Annotated in this window: 23 protein-coding genes and 1 pseudogene; 11 read left to right on the top strand and 13 right to left on the bottom strand. The window is 69.8% G+C overall.

Annotated features, from left to right (window positions below):
• Window positions 1–100: 100 nt before the first annotated feature.
• The gene (locus OG207_RS43355; RefSeq protein WP_329108294.1) at window positions 101–1,654 is read right to left on the bottom strand and encodes a heavy metal translocating P-type ATPase; all 1,554 of its coding nucleotides are present in this window, start codon (window positions 1,652–1,654) and stop codon (window positions 101–103) included.
• 40 nt (window positions 1,655–1,694) lie between these two features.
• Between OG207_RS43355 and OG207_RS43350 the strand changes: the two genes are divergently transcribed.
• Complete coding sequence (locus OG207_RS43350; RefSeq protein WP_329107204.1) at window positions 1,695–2,960, top strand: APC family permease; 1,266 nt, start codon at window positions 1,695–1,697, stop codon at window positions 2,958–2,960.
• Between the two features lie 107 nt (window positions 2,961–3,067).
• On the opposite strand, the gene OG207_RS43345 is transcribed toward OG207_RS43350, so the two are convergent.
• Window positions 3,068–3,730 carry a response regulator transcription factor gene (locus OG207_RS43345; protein ID WP_329107202.1) on the bottom strand — a complete coding sequence of 221 codons (663 nt, stop codon included), beginning with the start codon at window positions 3,728–3,730 and terminating at the stop codon, window positions 3,068–3,070.
• Window positions 3,727–4,857, bottom strand: a complete 1,131-nt coding sequence (locus OG207_RS43340) for a sensor histidine kinase (RefSeq protein ID WP_329107200.1) — start codon at window positions 4,855–4,857, stop codon at window positions 3,727–3,729. The genes OG207_RS43345 and OG207_RS43340 overlap by 4 nt, the downstream gene beginning before the upstream one ends.
• 214 nt (window positions 4,858–5,071) lie before the next feature.
• Here OG207_RS43340 and OG207_RS43335 point away from each other — a divergent pair, with 214 nt between their 5' ends.
• Window positions 5,072–5,446 carry a DUF6223 family protein gene (locus tag OG207_RS43335; protein ID WP_329107198.1) on the top strand — a complete coding sequence of 125 codons (375 nt, stop codon included), beginning with the start codon at window positions 5,072–5,074 and terminating at the stop codon, window positions 5,444–5,446.
• A gap of 117 nt (window positions 5,447–5,563) precedes the next feature.
• Here OG207_RS43335 and OG207_RS43330 read toward each other — a convergent pair whose 3' ends face one another.
• The gene (locus tag OG207_RS43330; protein ID WP_329107197.1) at window positions 5,564–5,752 is read right to left on the bottom strand and encodes a helix-turn-helix domain-containing protein; all 189 of its coding nucleotides are present in this window, start codon (window positions 5,750–5,752) and stop codon (window positions 5,564–5,566) included.
• 225 nt (window positions 5,753–5,977) lie between these two features.
• Here OG207_RS43330 and OG207_RS43325 point away from each other — a divergent pair, with 225 nt between their 5' ends.
• Entirely contained in the window at window positions 5,978–6,397 is a 420-nt protein-coding gene (locus tag OG207_RS43325) for a hypothetical protein (RefSeq protein WP_443072851.1), read from the top strand.
• Between the two features lie 195 nt (window positions 6,398–6,592).
• On the opposite strand, the gene OG207_RS43320 is transcribed toward OG207_RS43325, so the two are convergent.
• Window positions 6,593–7,954, bottom strand: a complete 1,362-nt coding sequence (locus tag OG207_RS43320; RefSeq protein ID WP_329107196.1) for an NAD(P)-binding domain-containing protein — start codon at window positions 7,952–7,954, stop codon at window positions 6,593–6,595.
• Window positions 7,955–8,068: 114 nt separating this feature from the next.
• Between OG207_RS43320 and OG207_RS43315 the strand changes: the two genes are divergently transcribed.
• Together OG207_RS43315 and OG207_RS43310 are read left to right on the top strand one after the other, a co-directional pair.
• Window positions 8,069–8,431: an ArsR/SmtB family transcription factor gene (locus tag OG207_RS43315; RefSeq protein ID WP_053790345.1), complete on the top strand. Its 363-nt coding sequence runs from the start codon at window positions 8,069–8,071 to the stop codon at window positions 8,429–8,431.
• Window positions 8,428–8,922, top strand: coding sequence for a GNAT family N-acetyltransferase (locus OG207_RS43310; protein WP_329107191.1), 495 nt, complete (start codon window positions 8,428–8,430; stop codon window positions 8,920–8,922). The genes OG207_RS43315 and OG207_RS43310 overlap by 4 nt, the downstream gene beginning before the upstream one ends.
• Here the strand turns inward: OG207_RS43310 and OG207_RS43305 are convergent.
• A complete protein-coding gene (locus OG207_RS43305; RefSeq protein WP_329107189.1) occupies window positions 8,915–9,481 on the bottom strand; it encodes a DinB family protein in 567 nt (188 codons plus the stop codon). The genes OG207_RS43310 and OG207_RS43305 overlap by 8 nt on opposite strands.
• A 90-nt stretch (window positions 9,482–9,571) precedes the next feature.
• Window positions 9,572–10,678, bottom strand: a complete 1,107-nt coding sequence (locus OG207_RS43300) for an alkylmercury lyase family protein (protein ID WP_329107187.1) — start codon at window positions 10,676–10,678, stop codon at window positions 9,572–9,574.
• Between OG207_RS43300 and OG207_RS43295 the strand changes: the two genes are divergently transcribed.
• On the top strand, window positions 10,635–11,042 hold the full coding sequence (locus OG207_RS43295; RefSeq protein WP_329107184.1) for a heavy metal-responsive transcriptional regulator: 408 nt from the start codon (window positions 10,635–10,637) through the stop codon (window positions 11,040–11,042). The two genes, OG207_RS43300 and OG207_RS43295, sit on opposite strands and share 44 nt — an antisense overlap.
• Window positions 11,043–11,052: 10 nt before the next feature.
• Here OG207_RS43295 and OG207_RS43290 read toward each other — a convergent pair.
• The 3 genes and pseudogenes from OG207_RS43290 to OG207_RS43280 form a co-directional block, all read right to left on the bottom strand.
• Window positions 11,053–12,110, bottom strand: a pseudogene (locus tag OG207_RS43290) (ArsO family NAD(P)H-dependent flavin-containing monooxygenase).
• Complete coding sequence (locus OG207_RS43285) at window positions 12,107–12,901, bottom strand: MIP/aquaporin family protein (protein WP_329107182.1); 795 nt, start codon at window positions 12,899–12,901, stop codon at window positions 12,107–12,109. The pseudogene OG207_RS43290 and the gene OG207_RS43285 overlap by 4 nt, the downstream one beginning before the upstream one ends.
• A gap of 35 nt (window positions 12,902–12,936) precedes the next feature.
• Complete coding sequence (locus tag OG207_RS43280) at window positions 12,937–13,251, bottom strand: ArsR/SmtB family transcription factor (protein WP_266635074.1); 315 nt, start codon at window positions 13,249–13,251, stop codon at window positions 12,937–12,939.
• Between the two features lie 150 nt (window positions 13,252–13,401).
• On the opposite strand from OG207_RS43280, the gene OG207_RS43275 reads away from it, so the two are divergent.
• From OG207_RS43275 to OG207_RS43265, 3 genes are all read left to right on the top strand, one after another.
• Window positions 13,402–13,821 carry an arsenate reductase ArsC gene (locus OG207_RS43275; RefSeq protein WP_329107179.1) on the top strand — a complete coding sequence of 140 codons (420 nt, stop codon included), beginning with the start codon at window positions 13,402–13,404 and terminating at the stop codon, window positions 13,819–13,821.
• 4 nt (window positions 13,822–13,825) lie between these two features.
• On the top strand, window positions 13,826–14,824 hold the full coding sequence (gene trxB, locus OG207_RS43270) for a thioredoxin-disulfide reductase (protein WP_329107177.1): 999 nt from the start codon (window positions 13,826–13,828) through the stop codon (window positions 14,822–14,824).
• A gap of 132 nt (window positions 14,825–14,956) precedes the next feature.
• Window positions 14,957–16,300: a hypothetical protein gene (locus OG207_RS43265; RefSeq protein WP_329107175.1), complete on the top strand. Its 1,344-nt coding sequence runs from the start codon at window positions 14,957–14,959 to the stop codon at window positions 16,298–16,300.
• 54 nt (window positions 16,301–16,354) lie between these two features.
• Here the strand turns inward: OG207_RS43265 and OG207_RS43260 are convergent, their stop codons facing one another.
• From OG207_RS43260 to OG207_RS43250, 3 genes are all read right to left on the bottom strand, one after another.
• Window positions 16,355–16,618 carry a cation transporter gene (locus OG207_RS43260; RefSeq protein ID WP_329107173.1) on the bottom strand — a complete coding sequence of 88 codons (264 nt, stop codon included), beginning with the start codon at window positions 16,616–16,618 and terminating at the stop codon, window positions 16,355–16,357.
• Window positions 16,615–17,754 (bottom strand): sulfite exporter TauE/SafE family protein, encoded by a 1,140-nt coding sequence (locus OG207_RS43255; protein ID WP_329107171.1) that lies wholly within the window; start codon window positions 17,752–17,754, stop codon window positions 16,615–16,617. The genes OG207_RS43260 and OG207_RS43255 overlap by 4 nt, the downstream gene beginning before the upstream one ends.
• Window positions 17,755–18,329: 575 nt before the next feature.
• Window positions 18,330–18,740 carry a heavy metal-responsive transcriptional regulator gene (locus tag OG207_RS43250; RefSeq protein WP_329107169.1) on the bottom strand — a complete coding sequence of 137 codons (411 nt, stop codon included), beginning with the start codon at window positions 18,738–18,740 and terminating at the stop codon, window positions 18,330–18,332.
• A 75-nt stretch (window positions 18,741–18,815) separates the two neighbouring features.
• Between OG207_RS43250 and OG207_RS43245 the strand changes: the two genes are divergently transcribed.
• Both OG207_RS43245 and OG207_RS44215 read left to right on the top strand, forming a co-directional pair.
• A complete protein-coding gene (locus OG207_RS43245) occupies window positions 18,816–19,556 on the top strand; it encodes a tRNA-dependent cyclodipeptide synthase (protein ID WP_329107166.1) in 741 nt (246 codons plus the stop codon).
• Window positions 19,557–19,576: 20 nt separating this feature from the next.
• Window positions 19,577–19,897, top strand: coding sequence for a cation transporter (locus OG207_RS44215; RefSeq protein ID WP_402697017.1), 321 nt, complete (start codon window positions 19,577–19,579; stop codon window positions 19,895–19,897).
• The last annotated feature ends 56 nt before the right edge of the window (window positions 19,898–19,953 follow it).

The raw sequence follows: 19,953 nt of genomic DNA, 5'->3' as shown, positions 1-19,953 counted from the left end.
AGCCTCCCGGCTGCGTACCGGTCTGTGGGCGCTGTTCACCCTGCACCGGGGGCTTGTCCGAGGACACCACTGTCGGCGTGGTCAACAGCAGAGCATGGGGCTATCGACCTTCGGACGATGAACGCGCAACGGCGTTGCTAGTCCGCTGTGGAGTGGAGATCCCGGCAAGCAGGTTCCTCCTCCCTTCGGCCAGGACCGGACCAGGCCCCTCGGCCGACTCCCCGCAGCAGCCGTCGGTGCATCCGTCGGAGGCCGGCAGGGACGTCGCCGTGGGCGGCTCCGACTTGGAGGCGGCCGCGCGGGCCGGGGCAGACTCGCGCACCGGTGTGTGGTGCGGGAGCCGGGTCTTGCGACCGGCGCGGATGCCGTTTGCGATGACCAGGACCTCGGCCAGTTCGTGTGTGGCGACCACTGTCGCCAGACCCAGCGCGCCGATGGCGGCCAGCGGTACGAGGGTGACCAGGATGGCGCCGGAGAGCAGCAGGTTCTGGGTGAAGATGCCCCGGGCGGCGCGGGCGTGGGCGATGGCGTCGGGCAGGCGGCGCAGGTCCTCGCCCATGAGGGCGACGTCGGCTGCTTCGATGGCGACGTCGCTGCCCATGGCGCCCATGGCGATTCCGGCCTGTGCGGTGGCCAGGGCGGGGGCGTCGTTGATGCCGTCGCCGACCATGGCTACCGGGCCGCGGGCCTGGAGCTCGGTGACGATACGGGCCTTGTCCTCTGGGAGGAGTTCGGCGCGTACCTCGGTGATGCCGGCGGTGGCCGCGATGGCTTCGGCGGTGCGGGTGTTGTCGCCGGTGAGCATGATCACCTCGATGCCCTGTTGCTTGAGGCGAGTGATCGCCTCCGCGGCCTCGGGGCGGATTTCGTCACGTACCGCGACGGCGCCGAGCAGAGCTCCGGCGTGCTCGACGACGACCACGGTGGCACCGTCGCTCTGCAGCCGGGTGACCTCGGCCGCGAGGGAGGCGGGGTCGACGAAGCCGGGCTTGCCGAGCCGTGCCGGGGCTCCTGCGACCGTGCCGGTCAGGCCGTTGCCGGGTACGGCTTCCACGTCCTCGGCCGGAAGACTCGGGAGCGCATCGGCGGCGGTCAGGATGGCTGCGGCCAGGGGGTGTTCGCTGCGCGCTTCGAGGGCGGCGGCGATGCTCAGGACGCGGGTGCGGTCCACTCCGTCGGCGGTGACGACGTCGATGACGACCGGTTCGTTGCGGGTGAGGGTACCGGTCTTGTCGATGGCGACCACGCGAACGCTGCCGAGTGCCTCGACGGCTGCGCCGCCCTTGATCAGTACGCCGGCCTTGGAGGCGGCGCCGACGGCGGCGACCACGGCGATGGGCACGGACAGCGCGAAGGCGCAGGGTGCGGCGGCCACCAGGACGACCAAGGCGCGTTCAATCCACACACCAGGGTCCCCGAGCAGGCCGCCCAGGACGGCTATCAGCGCGGCCAGGACGAGGACGCCGGGAACCAGAGGGCGGGCGAATCGGGCGGCGAGGCGCTGGCTTGCGCCCTTGCGTTCCTGGGCGTCCTGGACGATGTGCACCAGGCGGGCTAGGGAGTTGTCCTCAGCGGTGGCGGTGACGGTCAGGAAGATCCCCCGTCCCAGCTGGACACCTTGTTCGGCTACGGTGCGCCGAGATCCTGAGCGCAGGCACAGGCATGGGCGGCAGGCTGCCGCGAAGGAGCAGGCAATGAACGCGGTAGGGGCCCCGGCCGGTGATGGCGAGCTGAAGCGGCGCCTTGGAGTCGGTGACGCGGTACTGATCGGTCTCGGGTCGATGATCGGAGCGGGGATCTTCGCCGCGCTCGCTCCGGCGGCCGGGGCGGCCGGGTCCGGGCTGCTGCTGGGGCTGGCTCTCGCGGGCGTGGTCGCGTACTGCAACGCGACGTCCTCGGCGCGACTGGCCGCCCGTTACCCGGCCTCGGGGGGAACGTACGTCTACGGACGTGAACGGCTCGGGGAGTTCTGGGGCTACCTGGCCGGCTGGGCGTTCGTGGTCGGCAAGACCGCCTCCTGCGCGGCCATGGCGCTGACCGTGGGCACCTATGTCTGGCCCGGTCAGGCGCACGCGGTTGCGGTGGCCGCTGTGGTGGCACTGACCGCGCTCAACTACACCGGGGTACAGAAGAGCGCCCGGCTGACCCGTGTCATCGTGGCCATCGTCCTGGCGGTCCTCGCCGCAGTGGTCACTGCTTGCCTGACCGGCGGGACCGCTGAGGCCGCGCGGCTGGACATCGGCGCGGACGCCACGGCGACCGGCGTCCTGCAGGCCGCCGGGCTGCTGTTCTTCGCCTTCGCCGGCTACGCCCGTATCGCTACGCTCGGCGAAGAGGTCCGGGATCCCGCCCGCACCATCCCGCGCGCGATCCCCCTTGCCCTGGCCATCACCCTCGTCGTCTACGCCTGCGTGGCCGTCGCGGTGCTGTCGGTCCTGGGGCCCGACCGGCTCGCCCAGGCCACCGAACCGCTGACGGAGGCCGTACGGGCAGCCGGCGTCCCGGCCCTGGTCCCCGTCGTGCGTATCGGAGCGGCCGTCGCCGCGCTCGGGTCCCTGCTCGCGCTGATCCTCGGGGTCTCCCGCACCACCCTGGCCATGGCCCGCGACCACCATCTGCCCCACACCCTGGCCGCCGTCCACCCACGCTTCGGCGTTCCTCACCACGCCGAGCTCGCCGTCGGAGCCGTCGTCGCCATCGCCGCCGCGACCGCCGACCTGCGTGGGGCGATCGGCTTCTCCTCCTTCGGAGTCCTGGCCTACTACGCCGTCGCCAACGCAGCCGCCTACACCCTCACCCCTGCCGAGGGACGCCCGCCTCGAGCCGTTCCCGTAATCGGTCTGGTCGGCTGCATGGTCCTCGCCTTCGCCCTGCCGCTGACCTCTGTCATCTCCGGCGCCGCCGTCCTGGCCGTCGGCGCCGCGGTCTACGGCGTCCGAAAGGCCCGCGTACACAGCTGACCGGCGCCCGCTTGCCTTGGGGCGTGCGCCCCGGATCGAGGGATGGTCCGCACCACGGCACCCGGGCCGGATCGTGCGAAGGAAGACGCAGCCGCCAGGAGTGAATGTCAGGAGTTGCGCGGGGTTACCAGGCCGGCTTCGTAGGCGAGGACTACGAGCTGAGCGCGGTCACGGGCATGGAGCTTGGCCATGGCCCGGTTGATGTGGGTCTTCGCGGTCATCGGGCTGATGACCATGCGGTCAGCGATCTCGTCGTTGGACAGGCCCTGCGCGACCAGGACGACGGCCTCGCGCTCGCGGTTGGTCAGCTCCTCCAGCCCAGTGCGGGTGCCGGTGTCGAGCGGCTGGGCGACGTACCTGTTGATGAGCTTGCGGGTGATCGAGGGTGCGAGCAGGGCGTCACCGCGCGCGGCGACGCGTACCGCGTGGAGAAAGTCCTCCGGCACGATGTCCTTGACGAGGAATCCGGCGGCGCCGGCCCGCAGCGCGTTGAAGACGTACTCGTCCAAGCCGTAGTTGGTCAGGATGACGACGTGCACGTTGGCCAGGGCCGGGTCTGCCGCGATGAGCTGGGTCGCCTCGATGCCGTCCATAACCGGCATCTGGATGTCGATGAGCGCGACGTCGGGCAGGTGCTGCCTGGCCTGAGCCAGGCCTTCCTTCCCGTCGCCGGCCTCGGCCACCACATCGATGTCTTCCTCGGCGTCGAGCAGCGAGCGGAATCCGCTGCGGAGGAGGGGCTGGTCGTCGACCAGCAGGACACGGATCACGACGCCCGCTCCACGGGGAGTTCGGCCTGGACGGTGAAGCCGCCCTCACTCCGCGGTTCGGCGCGCAGCCGACCGCCGAGAGCCGTCACGCGTTCGCGCATCCCGAGCAGCCCGACTCCGGGCGTCGAGGCCGCGTTCGACGTGGCTTTGCCATCGTCATCGACGCGGACGGTCAGGGCGTCCGGGCGGTAGTCGATGTGGACCGATGCGGTAGTGGCTGCGGCGTGCCGGGAGATGTTGGTGAGGGACTCCTGAACGATCCGGTAGACGGTCCGTTCGACCGCGGCCGGCACGTCGGGGCGTCGTCCGTCGACCGCCAGCCTCGCGTCCAGGCCGGTCCTCCGGGCACCCTCCACCAGTTCCGGGACATCGTCGAGCCCACGCGGCGGAGACGTGTCGTCGTCGCGAAGCGCTTCCAGCGTCGCTCGCAGCTCCCGGGTCGCCTCACGACCGGCCTGCTGGATCGCCAGCAGGGCCTCAGGTACCTGTTCGCCACGCTTGCGGGCCAGGTGTACGGCAACTTCGGACTGCACCTTGATGATCGAGATCTGGTGGACGAGCGAATCGTGCAACTCCCGCGCGATGTGGAGTCGTTCCTCGTCGGCGCGACGCCGCGCGGTCTCCTCCCGGGTGCGCTCGGCCTCGTCCGCCCGGCGCTCGGCCTGCCGCAGTGCCTCGCCCGCGGCGCCGGCGGCGATCAGCCAGGCGATCTCCAGGGCGCCCCGGGACCGCGCGAGCGCCTCACCCATGTCGTGCATGCCCGAGACCAGGGCGGCGACGGGGAGTGCGGCGAGCATGGCGAAACTGGCCGCGATCGTGAGAGTACGGTGGCCGGCCCGTACGGCCGCGTACACGGCGAACAGGTACGCGACGGCGGGTACATCGAAACCGGCCGCCTGGTAGCCCACCGCGCACACCCCGGTGACGGCGAGCACGGGAACCGGAGCCCGACGGCCGCCGGCCAGTGCCAGGCCGCCGGCTACCAGCAGCGCGTAGCCGAGCAGGTCGAGGCGGCCCGTGGCGGAGCGCTGCCCCGACAGCCCGGTGACCAGCAGCGCCGCCGCCACGCAGACGGCTGTCGCCCAGTCCCTGACCGCGGCCCGAACCACGAACCTTCCTCTGCCCATGCGCGCACCCTAGCCGGATGCCCGCCCGAGCGGATCATGCTCCCGGACGAGCGGCGGGCTACCGCGTACGCGGTACTTCCGCAGCGCCTGCGGTGTCCGCGGTAGCCGGGTGAGGCAGCGGCGGCAGCGAGAAGTGTCTGCGCCTGCTGGACGACCGGCGGCGGGTCCGACGGACACGCTCAAGCCATACAGAGTCGTAGTGAAGGAGCACCTCATGTCAGTCCGAGACATGCTTTCCGCACCCGAAGCCGCGCACATCGCGCTCCAGCCGGTCGCCGCCAGTGTCTTCAGTATGAGTACCGGGCGACTCGGTGCCATCGTGGCCGCACTGGTGGGACTGACCGGCGTGGTCATCGGCGGGCTGGCCCTAGCTCGTCCCACCGGTCGATTCGGGACCCGCTCCGGGCGAGCGGGCGCCGTCGTGGCGGGGCTGATCGCCATGGCTCTTGGTGGGCTGGTCGTGGCCACCTCCGACAGCGGGATCGGCACCGGCAACGGGAGGGGCGGGGCTTTCGTGGCGCTGCTGTTGGGGCTGATCGCCGTGGTCGTCGGTGCGCTCACTCTGGCCCGCTCCCGCCGCACCGGCTGACCTAAGCGAGCACGACCGCGCGCTCGGGTTGCCTGACTGCCTTTGTCTGCGCCGTTTCATGACGCCCGGCCGGTCCGCCGCCCCTGCTCCTCGTCGCCGCTTCGATACCTGCGTCCATCACCACGAGATCTTCTGCTGCTTGGCCCAGGACTCGACCTCGGACACCTTGAACTGGATCTTGGCGTTGCGTCCGGCTCCAAAACGATAGGGGGCGAGCCCGGCCCGAGGCGCTTCTCGGTACACCCACTGCACCGACATGTTGAGGTACTCCGCGGTCTCTCTCACGTCCATGAACTGAGTGGCCATCGGTACTCCCTGGAGCGTTGAGGATCGGCATCCTCGCATTGGTCTTGCTCCATACATCCCACGCCAGAACAAATTTGGCGCTGCCGGTTCCCCTCGCTATGATCCGCCCGCCGCGCGCCCTCGGCGGGCAGTTCAGAAAACACGAGAATTGATCCGTCGCTCGGGAATACTTGCCGCCTCTGCGTGATTGTTGGCTCCCTGGATCTGACACAGGAGAACAGGGGCATGCCGGTGAGTGATCTCAGAGCCTTTCGGGTCTGTGGCGGGGCCGCAACGGAGATGCGGGGGTCCGCCGTTGCTCTGGAGAGGCAGCTGCAGACTCTGATCGAGGCGAACATGGAGACGATGCTGGGCATCCGATTCCTGGCCAGCAAGTACCCCACTGGACGTCATCGGGGCCGGATCGATTCACTTGGTCTGGACGAGAACGGGACGCCCGTGATCATCGAGTACAAGCGGAGCCGGGACAAGGAGCTGCTGCCGCAGGCCCTGTCGTATCTGGCGTGGCTGGAGGACAACCACCACGAGTTCGAGCGCCTCGTCGCGGACCGGCTCGGCTCCGAAGCTGCCGGGTCGGTTGATCGGAGCAATCCCCGAGTGGTCTGTGTCGCCGGGGACTCCCTGATGGAGTTCAGATCTTCCTGAGCGCTCTCCTGCTCTGCAACGGCTTCAGCGAGTCCAAGCTCCATATCCTCCCGGCTGGTTGTGTTGCTGTCGCGCAGGAACGCCAGGATTGCCTCTAGATCTGCGTGGCGCAGAGGGCTGGGAGTACGGCGCGCGGCCGTGACCGGACCCCCGTTCCGGTCACGGCCGCTCCGGCCTTGGTGTTGGACACCGTGGTCAGCAGCCGCCGGAGGAGGCGGGGGCGCCGATGGTGAGGGTGGCCGGGGCGGCGCAGCAGCCGCCGCCGGTCTCTTCGGCGGCCTCGGGCTGGTCGAACAGGCCCGCGCCGCCGCACACTCCGGTCTCGGGAAGGGTGAGTTCGACGCGCTCGGCGGCCTCGCGGTCGCCGGCAAGGGCTGCGGCGACGGAGCGGACCTGTTCGTAGCCGGTCATGGCCAGGAACGTCGGGGCCCGACCGTAGGACTTCATGCCCACCAGGTAGACGTCCTTCTCCGGGTGAGAGAGCTCGCCCGCCCCGTGCGGGTAGACGGTGCCGCAGGAGTGCTGGTTGGGGTCGATCAGCGGCGCGAGCTCGACCGGGGCCTGGAGGCGCTCGTCGAGACCGAGACGGAGCTCGTCGAGGAACGTGAGGTCGGGGCGGAAGCCGGTGAGGACGATGACCTCGTCGACCGGGTCCAGGCGGCGGCCATCCTCACCGACCAGGACCAGGCGGCCCTCCCCGGTCTTCTCGATGGCGTCGGTGCGGAAACCGGTGACCGCGTCGGCGTAGCCGCCGTCGACGGCGGCCTTGGCGGCGAGGCCGAGGGCGCCGCGGGCGGGCAGTTGGTCGGCGGTGCCGCCGCCGAAGGTGGAGCCGCTGATCCCACGTCGGAGGATCCAGGTGGCGTGCGTCCCGGCGCCGTCCTCCGCCTTGGCGAGGTCGGCGAGGTAGGCCAGGGCAGTGAAGGCGGAGGCGCCCGAGCCGATGACGGCGGTGCGCTTGCCGGCGTAGCGGGTGCGGACGGCGGGGTCCTTCAGGTCGGGGACGCGGTACGTGACGTGGTCGACCGCGCTCTTCTCGCCGAGTGCGTGCAGGCCGCTACCGCCGGCCGGGCTGGGCGTGGACCAGGTGCCGGAGGCGTCGATGACGGCGCGGGCGAAGATCCGCTCCTCACGGCCCTCGGCGCTGGTGATGTGAACGGCGAATGGCTGATTCTCTCGGTCGGCGTCGACGATGCGGTCACGGCCGGTGCGCGAGACACCGGTGACGGTGGCGTTGTAGCGGACGCGGTCGCCGAGGACGTCGGCCAGGGGCTGAAGGTAGAGCTCGGCCCAGTCGCCACCGGAGGGGTACGTGGCACCGTCCGGCTTCACCCAGCCAGTGGGGGCTAGGAGCTTCTCGGCCTCGGGGTCGACGACCTCGGACCAGGTGGAGAAGAGGCGTACGTGAGACCAGTCGCGCACGGCGGACGCGGCGACCGGACCGGCCTCCAGGACCAGGGGCTCGATGTCCCGCTCGATGAGGCGGGCGGCCGCGGCGAGTCCGATCGGGCCGGCGCCGATCACGACGACAGGCAGGGCTTCGGTGGTCGCGTTCACGGCAGGCTCCCCGGTTGATTTGACGTTTGTCGATGTCCTGACGCCTCTAGAGTGGACCTTGAATCGACGTTCGTCAACATAGACATCTATCGAAATTTCTCGGATGATGGAGGCATGACTACGAAGGTGTTGCCGCTGCTGGAGCCGGAGGCCGTGGCAGCGTGCTGCCCGCCCCTGTCGGAGCGCCCGCTGACGGCCGAAGAGGCCGAGCGGACCGCCGTCATGTTCAAGGCCCTGGGCGACCCGGTCCGCCTGAGGCTGTTCTCGCTGGTCGCCTCCCACGAGGGCGGCGAGGCCTGCGTGTGCGACATCTCTGATGTCGGCGTCTCCCAGCCGACGGTCTCCCACCACCTGAAGAAGCTCCGGGAAGCCGGGCTGCTGTCCTCCGAGCGGCGCGGCACGTGGGTGTACTACCGGGTAGAGCCTGCGGTGCTCGCCGCCATGGGGCAGCTCCTGACCCGCGCGGCCGCCGCATGAGCATCACCATCGCCCCGCTGGCCGAAGCGCACGCGGATGAGGTCCTGGCGATCTACCAGGCGGGGATCGACGAGGGCAACGCCACCTTCGAGACCACCGCCCCGCCGTGGGAGGCGTTCGCGGCGGGCAAGCTGCCGGAGCACCGCTTCGCCGCTGTCGGCGAGGACGGCAAGGTACTGGGCTGGGTCGCGGCGAGCGCGGTCTCGGACCGGTGCGCGTACGCGGGTGTGGTCGAGCACTCCGTCTACGTCCACCCGGCCGCCCGTGGCCGAGGCGTCGCCATGCAGCTCCTTACCGCACTGATCGGCTCGACGGAGACCGCGGGGATCTGGACGATCCAGTCGGGCATCTTCCCCGAGAACCGCGCGAGCCTCGCCCTCCACCAGCGGGCCGGCTTCCGGGTCATCGGCACCCGCGAGCGCATCGGCCGCCAACACGGCGTGTGGCGTGACGTGGTGCTGTTGGAGCGCCGCAGCCCGCGGATCAGCTGACCTCAGGCTTCCCGCTGCGCCCGTCGCTGCTGTTCAGCGTGAGCTGTCGGTGGTGGAAGTCGAAGTGCTGCGTCGGGTAGCGGTAGACGTCCGCGAGTGTCATGAAGTCCTTGAAGAACGGGTCCCACCGCACGGGGTAGTGCATACCGCGGGCCAGGTCGGCATCGGACTCGGCGGCCAGCCGACGCTGGAGGGAGTCGAGGACACGGTCGAAGGCGGTGCCCATCCGGCGCGGTCCGTAGACCTTCACCGCCCCTCGTGGACCCTCGTAGTTGACCCAGTCGAACGGCACGGTTCCCGCGTCCAGAAGGCGAGCGAACGCCTTGCCGGCGCCGCGTGGAAGCCGCCCGAAGACATGGACCAGCACCAGCAGAGCCCGGACGGCCATGTAGCCGAAGAGCATGTGCCACAACAGCTGCTCGTTGGTCCACTTGGTACCGCGGCTGGGTCGTGCAAGGTCCGCCTCGGAGGCGGATTCCAGCAGCTGATGGAAGCCGCGGCGGGCCCGTTCGTAGTCCTCGTACACAGCCTGCCGGTCCATCGCGATCGCCTCCATCATGGCCTGCCAACTCTGGGTCGGTACTCGGGGACCGGCCGGAGGTTGCGATGATTCCCGCTCCTGAGCGGGAGTAACAGAAGCAGCGAGCTGTCAGTCCTCCTCGAGGAGCGGGCCGAAGGTCTGGTGCCCGATCTCAATGGCGCGGGCCTGGCTGACGATCTCCCCACGCACTTCGGGGTTCGCCGACTTCCATTGCTCGGCCGGGGTGAGGCCGGAGAAGAAGTTCAGGGCGTCGCAGCACACCGCGGCAGCTGGGCCCTCGCTCTCACGGCGCCCGACAAAGACGACCGCACCGGCAGGCTCCCATCGCGCCGCACCGTTGACGAAAGAGACGGTCACCGGCTGTCCGTCGATGGGGTCGCTGGAGGAGACCGTCACGTCCTGGCCGAGCATTGCGGAAATGCCGAGCGCGTCGATCGCACACATCGACCAGACCCGCACCTCGTTGGCCAGCTGTACCTGGTGCCGCGTCTCCACTGCCGAGAACGGGTACGCGGCCGCGATCCGTCCAGATGTGGCGAGGGTCAGAAAATCCTCGCGGTCCAGCTCGGCCAGAACCTCTCCGGCTGTCCGTCCGGCTTCGGCCGCCACGGGTTCGAGCAGGGTGGCCTCCGGCGCGCGCCCCGTAGTGGCGAAGTGCCGCAGGATCGCGTGCTGGACCAGCCGCAGGCCGCGCTCCGCAGGCGCCCGCCTCCCCCGCCCTGCCCGGCCGATCGGATCCAGGGGGTCGGTCTCGCAGCAGTCCTGCTCTTCGGCCGCCTGGGGCCTGCGTACTCCCGAAAACGCCTCCCGGAGAGCCTGGACGCTCGGTGCACCGTCGGTGCGGCCGCCAGCGTCACGGTAGAGGCGGCACGACACCGACGGCGGAGCACCAGGGATGGGGAACGGGTCGGTGCCGTTGAGGAGCACCGTGGGCGAACCAGTCATGCCCCACCGGGCCGCCTCGCCCTCTTCGAACACCTCGACCAGGTCGATCACGGCAGCACGGCCGTCGAGTGCCTCCGTGATCCGCTCCTGCACGACCGGCACGTTCGGGCACTCCGGCACCGTGAGGATCGTGATCCGCATCCCGCTGTCCTTCCCGGTCGGTGAGCTTGCGAACCGAACATAGACCTTCCAGTGCACTGGAAGGTCAAGGCCGTAGCGTGGAGGCATGCGTATCGGTGACCTCGCGGCGGCCGGCCAGGTGACGGCCAAGACCATCCGCTTCTACGAGCAGGCCGGACTGCTGCCCGCCCCGCCGCGCACGGCAGGTGGGTACCGCGACTACGCACCGGAGTTCGTGAACCGGCTGGCGTTCATCCGAGACGCTCAAGCGGCCGGCCTGAGCCTCGCCGAGATCCGGTCGGTCCTGGACCTGCGTGACAGCGGGCAGGCTCCGTGCGGCCAAGTCACCACACTGATCGGCGAGCACCTCGCTGAGATCGAACGCCGCCTGGTCGAACTCAGGCAGACCCGTACACTGCGCGACCTCGCCCGACGGGCCGCCTCGATGGATCCCGACACCTGCTCGGAAGGCGACATCTGCACCATCCTCACGCAGCCGCGATCGACACACTGAGGACGCGTTCTCACCCGCCGAGGAGTACGGCGATTTCGCGGGCGGCGTCCCTGGCGGGGCGGCCGACACCGATGAGGGTGGCGGAGGCCGGGCCCGTCCAGTCCCCGTAGCCGAGCAGGTGCAGGCGCGGCTCGTCCACGGCGCGGGTGCCTTCGGTGGCGATGTGGCCGCGGGTGCCGCGCAGGCGCAGGGAGCGAAGTGGGCGAGGGCGGGGCGGAAGCCGGTGCACCAGATGATCGCGTCGACCTCGGCCTGGGTGCCGTCGGCCCATTCGACACCCTTGGTGGTGAGGCGTGTGAACATCGGCTTCGCGGTGAGGAGTCCGGCGTCCCGGGCGGCGCGTACAGGCGGGACGGCGACGATGTCGCCGAGGGAGGCCACGCCCCCGGTGTCGGTGCGTCCGGCGTCCAGCGCTTGGCGGCGGGCGGTGGCGGCGTCGAAGAGGGCCCTGCCGTCGATGTCGTCGGCCAGGTAGCGGGGCGGACGCTGGGTGACCCAGGTCAGCTCGGCCACAGACACGAGGTCGGCGGCGATCTGCGCACCGGAGTTGCCACCGCCAACCACGATCATCCGCTGACCGGCGAACTCGGCCGGGCTCTTGTACTGCACCGTGTGGAGCTGGCGACCGGAGAACTCCCGGCGACCGGGGACGGTGGGGATGAACGGGCGGGTCCAGGTGCCGGTCGCGCTGATGACCGCGTGGGCCCGCCAGTCGCCCGAGTCGCTCTCCACCCGCAGACAGACGCCGTCGCGATGGACCGCATCGACCCATACGCCGCGCTGGACCGGCAGCTCGTATCGCTTCTCGTAGTCGGCGAGGTACTCCACGACATGCTGCGCGTCCGGGTACGTCTGGCCGGGCTGGGCGGGCATCAGCCGCCCGGGCAGCGAGGAGTACTGGGCCGGGGAGAACAGATGGAGGGAATCCCAGGTGTGCTGCCACGCCCCGCCGGGCGCGGCCTGGGCATCGAGGATGACGTGCTCGATGCCCAGGCGGCGCAGGTGGTAGCCGGCGGCGAGCCCTGCTTGGCCGCCGCCGATCACCACCACATCCGTGCTGCGCGTCATGCTGCGGGCTGCTCCGTGTCGCTCTTGCCGCGCATGAAGATGACCGCCACGAGTGCCAGACCCACGACCGCGCCGACCACCTGCATGGCGATGAAGCCGGGCACCGAGGCGGGGGCGATGCCCGCGAAGGTATCGGTGAAGGCGCGGCCGATGGTGACGGCCGGGTTGGCGAAAGAGGTGGAGGAGGTGAACCAGTACGCGGCGCCGATGTACGAGGCGACCGCGACAGGAGCGAAGCGGAGGCGGTCGGTGCGGGCGAGGCCAAAGATCAGCAGGATCAGGCCCGCGGTCGCCACGACCTCGCCGAGGAGGAGGTTCCCGGCGGAGCGGTCGTGCGTGGACCACTTCACCAGCGGTTCGCCGAACATCGCGTCCGCCAGGACCGCGCCCGCGATCGCACCTGCGATCTGCGAGGGGACGTAGACGGCGAGCTCGCGGGCGGTGACTCCGGCGCCGCCACGGCGGGCGGTCCACCACTCGGCGAGAGTGACGGCCGGGTTGAAGTGGGCGCCGGAGACCGGCCCGAGGAGGGCGATCAACACGCCGAGGCCGAAGACGGTGGCGGTGGAGTTGGCCAGCAGCTGAAGAGCCACGTCGTCGGTGAGCTTGGTGGCCTGGATGCCGGAGCCGACGACGATCGCCACCAGGGCGGCCGTGCCGACGATCTCGGCGGCGGCGCGGGCGATCAGCGGGGTGCGGGGCGGAGTCGCGCCGGGTGCGGGCTGCGGCGACGTGTCGGCGGCTATGTCGCTCTCCACAGCGGGGGCGGCGACGGGCTCGGTGGCGGTCAAGACGGGTTCTCCTCGGGCAGGTGAGGCAGAGCGGGCTATGGGCAGGACCGCTTGAGGTTCGCTTCGGCGGTGGCACGCGCGGTCGTGGCGAGGTCGGCGAACTGACCGGCGAGAGCTTCGATGACCTCCGGGCGCAGGCGGTAGTAGATGTACCGTCCGCATGGCTCCGTATCCACGACCCCGGCCTCGCGCAGCACCTTCAGGTGGTTGGAGAGGTTCGTCTGCTTGGCACCCGTCTCCTCCACGAGGTGGGTGGTGCAGAGCGTCTCGCGTGCGAGCAGGGTCACGATCTGGAGCCTGAGCGGGTCGGCCAGAACCCGGATCAGATCAGTGTCGACTGACGTCATCATGTGCTGATACTGTCACATCAGCTGGGGCTGACACCAGTCCGGGCTGACCTTATAGCCGACGCCTACGCCATGCCGCTGACCGAACAGGTTGCCCAGGCGCCGCCGACATCGTGATCACGATCGCAGTAGCCTCACCCCAAGGAAGAACAGATGTCCTCCGCTCCTGCCGCCTCCGTCCTGTTCGTCTGCATCCACAACGCGGGCCGCTCCCAGATGGCGGCCGGGTTCCTGCGCCACCTCGCCGGCGACCGCGTCGAGGTCCGCTCCGCCGGCTCCGTGCCCGGCGAGCAGATCAACCCCTCGGCCGTCGCCGCGATGGCCGAGCTGGGCATCGACATCTCCGACCAGAAGCCGAAGGCCCTCACCCCCGAGGCCGCCCAGGCGTCCGACTACATCATCACCATGGGTTGTGGCGACGCCTGCCCGTACTTCCCCGGCAAGACCTACCTTGACTGGCAGCTCGAGGACCCCGCCGGCCAGGGCGTCGAGGCCGTCCGCCCCATCCGCGACGAGATCAAGGGCCTCATCGAGGGCCTGATCGCCGAGATCGACGCCAAGAAGCAGGGCTGATCCCGTGGGCGAAGCAACCACCGCCGACGACGGCATACGCAACGTCATCGTCATCGGCTCCGGTCCCGCCGGATACACCGCCGCTCTCTACACCGCCCGCGCTCAGCTGAAGCCTCTGCTCTTCGGCAGCTCCATCTTCGTCGGTGGGTCGCTGACCACCACGACCGAGGTGGAGAACTTCCCCGGCTTCCCCGACGGGGTCGACGGCCCGGACCTCATGGCGAACATGCGGGCCCAGGCAGAGAAGTTCGGCGCCGAGATGATCGACGACGACATCGTCTCCGTGAACCTCACGGGGGAGATCAAGGAAGTCACCGACTCCGAGGGCACCGTCCACCGCGCCCGCGCGGTGATCATCGCCACCGGCTCGGGCTACCGGAAGCTCGGCATGCCCAGAGAAGAGGAACTGTCCGGGCGCGGCGTGTCCTGGTGCGCCACCTGTGACGGGTTCTTCTTCCGCGACCGCGACATCGTCGTGGTCGGCGGCGGCGACACCGCCATGGAGGAAGCCACCTTCCTCACCCGCTTCGCGAGGTCCGTGACCGTCGTCCACCGCCGCTCCACCCTGCGTGCCTCCAAGGTCATGCAGAACCGGGCCTTCACCGACGACAAGATCTCCTTCGCCTTCGACAGCGAGATCGCCGAGATCAAGGAAGCGAACGGCATGCTGTCCGGTGTCGTCCTGCGTGACACTTTCACCGGCAAGCTCCGCGACCTCGACGTCACCGGCCTCTTCATCGCGATCGGGCACGACCCGCGCACCGAGCTGTTCACAGGACAGCTCGACCTGGACGACGAGGGCTACATCCAGACCGCCTCGCCATCGACCCGTACGAACATCCCCGGCGTCTTCGCCGCCGGCGACGTGGTCGACCACACGTACCGCCAGGCGATCACCGCAGCGGGCACCGGCTGCGCCGCGGCCCTCGACGCCGAGCGCTACCTCACCGCGCTCAATGACGGAAACAGCGCAGAAGCTGAACTCGAGCCTGCCAAGGCCTAATTGGGTGGCCCCCGCCTCGCACGGGGGCCGCCCTTCAACATGTGCGCGCGTACGCCCTTCATGCGCCCCTGCTCCCCCACGTAGCTTGCGACGTTGGCCTGTAACACCCGTACGAACGTAGGGGGAAGCAGCTTGAAGCGTGCAGACGTACTGAGGGATCTCGCGCAGCCGTGGCACATATCCGTCCAGTCGACAGCGGAACTGGCGGGCAGCGTCGCGAAAGCGGCTGCCGCGGACGACAAGGCCAAACAGGAGAAGAACCAGGCGCCCCTGCGCCGCAAGCCGGAACTCCGCCCCTTACCGGTGAAGCCGCTCGGCCTGTCGCTCCAGCTCACCCCTTGGGACGTCCTCCACACCTTGGGCCGGGCCAACGTCCTCGCCCGGCAAGGCGCAGGACGAGGCCTCGCCGAGCACTGGGCAAGCCTGAAGTACTGCCAGGCCCTGACCGGTAACGACGGCCACTACATGGCTCTTTCATCAGAGGGCCGCAACCCTCGGCGCCACTACGCTGCCACCCAGTCGGGCGAGCTGAGCATCGGCTTCGCCCTCGCGCTCGCCCACCGCGTGCTCTCCGCGCAGTATCCGGCTCACTCGATATCCGTCATCGACGCCGAGATAGCCATGCGGGCCGGCTGGGAGCTGACCGGCAAGGAAGCCGGGCGCAGCAGCGCCCCAAGGCGACCAAACTTCTTCCTGGAGGTCTGGAAACCCGGTGAGCCGTCCCGGGTCATTCCGGTCACCTGCAAGGGGACCCACGGCAATGTGTCCCAGGCACACAAACAGCTCGCCACCGCCTCCGCCGACGTCGAGGGCATCCACATCGGCCCGTACAACGGAACTCCGTCCCTGGTCTTCGGCACGACGCTCCCCAAGAAGAGCGAGAACATCACCGTCTACCTGCTCCAAGCCCCCGGGGACGGCACCCTGCAGCTGCCGACGACAGTGACCCTCGACCCTCCCGTCGAGGACCGCGCCATCGTCCCCGGCATCCACGTTCCCACCGAGCCGGACGAGAAGCCGGTCATCCTGCCCGGATACCACCTCCAGCCGGAGGAGCACGGCTGGTTCGGCCGCGTTCTCGCCCAGGCCGATGCGGCAGGTCTGATGGCGTTCACCGGCGGTGGTGAGCCCACAGCGCGCTACCTCACCGAGCGTCAGGGCAAGCGGCACTTCGAGACCTTCACCCACGCCGGCACCGGCATCGTCCAAGACGTCACCCACACTATCCACGGCAAGAACTTCGTGGGCACCGATCACGTCTTCCGCCTCAACGGGATCCGCGTCGAGGCCTTCTCCGGCCTCGCCGAGGACCTGTTCGAGCACCTACGAGAAGGCAGGGTCGAGCAGTACCGCCAAGAGGCACACGCCCTCCGCGACTCCTGGGACGCCGACCCCTGGGACGCAAAGTGGCGCGGCCCCGTCTCCTTGCACCCCGACGGCACCGTGATGGCGCTGCGCCGCCTCCGTCTGCGCTGACGCCGCGCAGGCCTTCTGGGAGCCGGTCGACTCCCAGAAGGCCGCTGCGCTATATCAGTCGGCGAGCCGGGCCTTGTAGTCGCCCGCCCCTTCCACCGCGGCTACGAGAGTCGCACTTTCGACGTGCGCACCCTCCTCCAGGTGGACGATGCTGCGTCCCGTTCGTGTGTCCGTGTTGGCCGAGCGGACTCCGGGGAGGTCTTCCAGCTCGTCGTCGATGAGGAGGCCGCAGCTGGTGCAGTACATGCCCTCGATGAGGAGCTCGACCTGAGAGCCGGTGTCGGCTTCGGTCTTGTTCTTGCGGCCGAAGAGCTTCATGACAGGTCCTTCTTGAACTCGATAGCGCCGGTCTGCATGCCCATGGCGCACGTGAAACGGAGGGTTCCCGCCTTGCGGGTACCCAGGTCGACGTTGGTGTCCCCGTCCCGTTTGACGATCTCCTGCACCCCGAGTTCGGGGATGGTGAACGCCCTGGCGCAGCCGCCCGAGTCCTTGCCGTGCAGCATGAGCGTGGTGGGCACGCCGGCCTTCACGGTGAACTGGGTCGGGGCGTAGAAGTCCGTCACGGTCAGCGTGATGATCTGCCGCCCCGACGCGTCCGTACGTACGGGGTTCTCGGGCGGCTCCTGCGAGTCGCCACCGCCCCCGGAACCGCTGCCGTCGCCGCCCTCGACGATGAACGGGCCGCTCGCCGAGGTCTGCTGGCCCGCTGAGGGGGAGTCGAAGGAGACCCAGCCGCCTGCCTGAAGCGCGGAGATCATGGTCCAGGCGGCAACGGCCAGCACCACGACACCGGTGAGTCCGGCCAGCTTGCCCGAGAGCGCCTGGCTGCTACGCCGGAACAGATAGCCGAGCAGAGCGAACAGCGGCGCGGTGCCCACCACGAATCCGGCCATGACCGCGGCCCCGGCCACCGCCGATCCGGAGGTGATGGCGAGCAGCTCCATCGAGAGGGTCACCCCGCAGGGCACCAGGACAGTGGCGAAGCCGACCAGGGCGGGGGTGGCGACCGTGTCAGTCTTCGCGCTGCGCCGCATCAGGCGTCCGAACGACGCCGGGGGCCTAGGCAGCAGCCGGCCCACGGCTTTGACCCCGATCAGGTCCAGGGCGAAGAGCACCATGATCGCCCCGGCCACGAGCAGCAGCACCGCTTGGGTGCGGGGGCTGGGCTGCAGGGCATTGCCGAAGACGCCCAGCAGGGCGCCGAGCACGGTGTGGGAGGCGAGCTTGCCGGCAAGGAAGGCTCCGACCGGCGCCAGCGGCGTAGCGGCCTCCGGCTGGGAGGCATGGGGCTTAGCGGTCGGCTTGGCGGTCGATTTCGAGGCGGGGGCCGGGGTACGGCGGCGGGTCACGGCGCCGGCCAGCAAACCCCCCTGTACGGCGGCACACGAGGCGCCACCGGCGAGCAGACCGGTGCTCGCACCGGTGATCAGCAAAGCGATGGACGACGGCATGCGTCGTTACTCCTGTTCTGCGACGACGGCACGCGCACACGGAAAATCCGGGCGTGCCGAGGCGGACGTGAGAAGACACGGCGTCCCGCGAGGCATTCGCCTCACGGGTGGCCGGACATCACGTCCGTGACACGCACAACCGGTGCAGATCAGGAGGAGCCGCCGCCGGCGGCGGGGCATTGGGCTGCCTCATCAGGAGGTCGGAGGAGCAAGGCGTCGCGTCCGACACGGTCGCGAGCACAGGAACGGCCGGGCCGTCCTGGGCGATGATGCCCTTCGGTGACACGCACTGCTCGGCGGCCATCGGGCAGCTCGGACCGTGATCCGGCGACTCGGCGGCAGCCGGAGCCGCGGCATGCCCACTCATCACGATGTGCGAGGACATCTCCATCGAGCCCGGCATCGCCATCGCAGGACGTGCCAGTCACGTAAGGCAGGCGAAGAGCGCGCACACCAGCAGCACTCCGGACCACGTCCGGAGCGGCAGGGGCAGGCGTCGCGACATGCGCGCCATGCTAGGCCAAGCCGCGTCGGCAGCCTCTCAGCACCCCCGGGCCCGTCGCTCAGGGCGCGGGTCAGGATCCTGCGGGGACACCTTCGATGATCTGGCAGACCACGGCGTTCTCCCCCCGCTCCGCCGCCTGGCCCGCCGTAGCGCGCGCGGTCCGGAGGGTGGTGCGCAGGGCCTGGAGGTCGGCGATGCGGCGGTCGATGTCAGCCAGGTGCTGATCGAGGAGGCTGGTGACGAGGCCGCAGGGCTGCTCGCCGCGGCGCTGGAGGTCGAGGATGTCCTTGATCTCCTTGAGGCTGAGGCCGAGGGCCTGCGCCTGGCGGATGAAGCCGAGCACGGGAACCGCGTCCTCGGTGTAGGTGCGGTAGCCGGCCGCGGTGCGCTCGGGCGGATCGATGAGGCCGTTCGCCTCGTACAGGCGGACGGCCTTGGGACTCAGCCCGGTCTGCGCGGCGATACGGCCGACGGTGAGCATCAACGGATCCTTTCGTGCGAGTCCCGCCAGTGTGCGCTTGACCTTGCCCTAAGGGCAAGGTTTTAGCGTCCGGGCATGAGGACGGGCGCAGATCAGGACGACGGCTGTACGGCGGGGCTGGCGGTGACACCGCTGAGCAGCCAGTGCGCCGAAGCGGTCAAGCGGGCCGAGCACGCCTGCTTCGGGATCAGCCCCTTCAACAGCCACTTCTCCACCGGCCGGATCCAGAAGCTGGCCGCGTGGGGGCTGGAGCGGTTCGAGCGAGTGGACTTCTTCGTACCCGATGCACCGAGCGCCTTCATGTTCGAGGCGCTGGGGTACGCACCGGAGAAGGCCGCGTGGAAGGCCCGCAGGCAGGGCCAGTACACCCGCAACAAGATCGTCACCGCGCTGGGTGCCCTGGGGGTGCCCGATGCCGAGAAGCGTGTGCTCGGGTGGGCCGAGCTGGAGGACAACGCGGCATTCGGACGGCTCCACGCGAGCGGGCTGCGACGGTACGACGAGGACGCGGGCTTCCGGGACGCGTGCCGGGAGGCCACCGGCTGGGTGCTGGCCGGGAAGCTGCCCGCCGGACAGCCGCCGGACGAGCAGCAGATCGAGCACGCGGTCCGATACTTCCTGGCCGAGCTGCCGCTGTTCACCGACACCCCGTCCATCGTCGGCGCCGCCTCGTCGGTCTTCTGCTACCACCAGCCGCCCGACGTACTGCGCCGCCTGTACCGGCGCGAGCTGTCCTGGCAGCCGGCCGCCGGCCAGAGCTTCGCCGTGGTCGCACCGGCTGGCCAACCCGCTGCGCCCGATCCCGTACGAGACTGAAAGCAACAAGAGGAACTGCCATGGCTACCACCACACCGTCCGAAGCCGATCACTCCATAGAACTGGCCATCACTGGCATGACCTGCGCTTCATGCGTGGCGCGGGTCGAGCGGAAGCTGGCCAAGCTTCCCGGAGTGAGCGCGACGGTGAACCTCGCGACCGCGACCGCTCACATCACACGGGACAACCCGGAGATCTCGCCTGAGCAGCTGATCGCCGACGCGAGGCCATCGGCTACGGCGCCGCCCCGATCCGCAGCCAGCTCTCGAACGGCACGGCGGAGGAGACGGGGGCGGACGAGGCCGAGGGATCCCACGTTGCCAGTCTGCGCCGGCGTCTGATCGCCTCGGCGCTGCTGGGCCTCCCTGTGGTCGTCGTGTCGATGATCTCCGCCCTC

The organism is Streptomyces sp. NBC_01439 (assembly GCF_036227605.1).
GTDB lineage: Bacteria > Actinomycetota > Actinomycetes > Streptomycetales > Streptomycetaceae > Streptomyces.
The sequence above is the reverse complement of the archived record's forward strand: the minus strand, read 5'-3'. Positions and strand labels throughout refer to the sequence as shown.

What these genes read in the sequence shown, in the direction of transcription:
- OG207_RS43350 (WP_329107204.1), top strand. Translation starts at nt 1,695, where the DNA reads ATGAACGCGGTAGGGGCCCCGGCCGGTGATGGCGAGCTGAAGCGGCGC.
- OG207_RS43340 (WP_329107200.1), bottom strand. Translation starts at nt 4,857, where the DNA reads ATGGGCAGAGGAAGGTTCGTGGTTCGGGCCGCGGTCAGGGACTGGGCG.
- OG207_RS43335 (WP_329107198.1), top strand. Translation starts at nt 5,072, where the DNA reads ATGTCAGTCCGAGACATGCTTTCCGCACCCGAAGCCGCGCACATCGCG.
- OG207_RS43330 (WP_329107197.1), bottom strand. Translation starts at nt 5,752, where the DNA reads ATGGCCACTCAGTTCATGGACGTGAGAGAGACCGCGGAGTACCTCAAC.
- OG207_RS43325 (WP_443072851.1), top strand. Translation starts at nt 5,978, where the DNA reads ATGCCGGTGAGTGATCTCAGAGCCTTTCGGGTCTGTGGCGGGGCCGCA.
- OG207_RS43315 (WP_053790345.1), top strand. Translation starts at nt 8,069, where the DNA reads ATGACTACGAAGGTGTTGCCGCTGCTGGAGCCGGAGGCCGTGGCAGCG.
- OG207_RS43310 (WP_329107191.1), top strand. Translation starts at nt 8,428, where the DNA reads ATGAGCATCACCATCGCCCCGCTGGCCGAAGCGCACGCGGATGAGGTC.
- OG207_RS43305 (WP_329107189.1), bottom strand. Translation starts at nt 9,481, where the DNA reads ATGATGGAGGCGATCGCGATGGACCGGCAGGCTGTGTACGAGGACTAC.
- OG207_RS43295 (WP_329107184.1), top strand. Translation starts at nt 10,635, where the DNA reads ATGCGTATCGGTGACCTCGCGGCGGCCGGCCAGGTGACGGCCAAGACC.
- OG207_RS43280 (WP_266635074.1), bottom strand. Translation starts at nt 13,251, where the DNA reads ATGATGACGTCAGTCGACACTGATCTGATCCGGGTTCTGGCCGACCCG.
- OG207_RS43275 (WP_329107179.1), top strand. Translation starts at nt 13,402, where the DNA reads ATGTCCTCCGCTCCTGCCGCCTCCGTCCTGTTCGTCTGCATCCACAAC.
- OG207_RS43260 (WP_329107173.1), bottom strand. Translation starts at nt 16,618, where the DNA reads ATGAAGCTCTTCGGCCGCAAGAACAAGACCGAAGCCGACACCGGCTCT.
- OG207_RS43255 (WP_329107171.1), bottom strand. Translation starts at nt 17,754, where the DNA reads ATGCCGTCGTCCATCGCTTTGCTGATCACCGGTGCGAGCACCGGTCTG.
- OG207_RS43250 (WP_329107169.1), bottom strand. Translation starts at nt 18,740, where the DNA reads ATGCTCACCGTCGGCCGTATCGCCGCGCAGACCGGGCTGAGTCCCAAG.
- OG207_RS43245 (WP_329107166.1), top strand. Translation starts at nt 18,816, where the DNA reads ATGAGGACGGGCGCAGATCAGGACGACGGCTGTACGGCGGGGCTGGCG.
- OG207_RS44215 (WP_402697017.1), top strand. Translation starts at nt 19,577, where the DNA reads ATGGCTACCACCACACCGTCCGAAGCCGATCACTCCATAGAACTGGCC.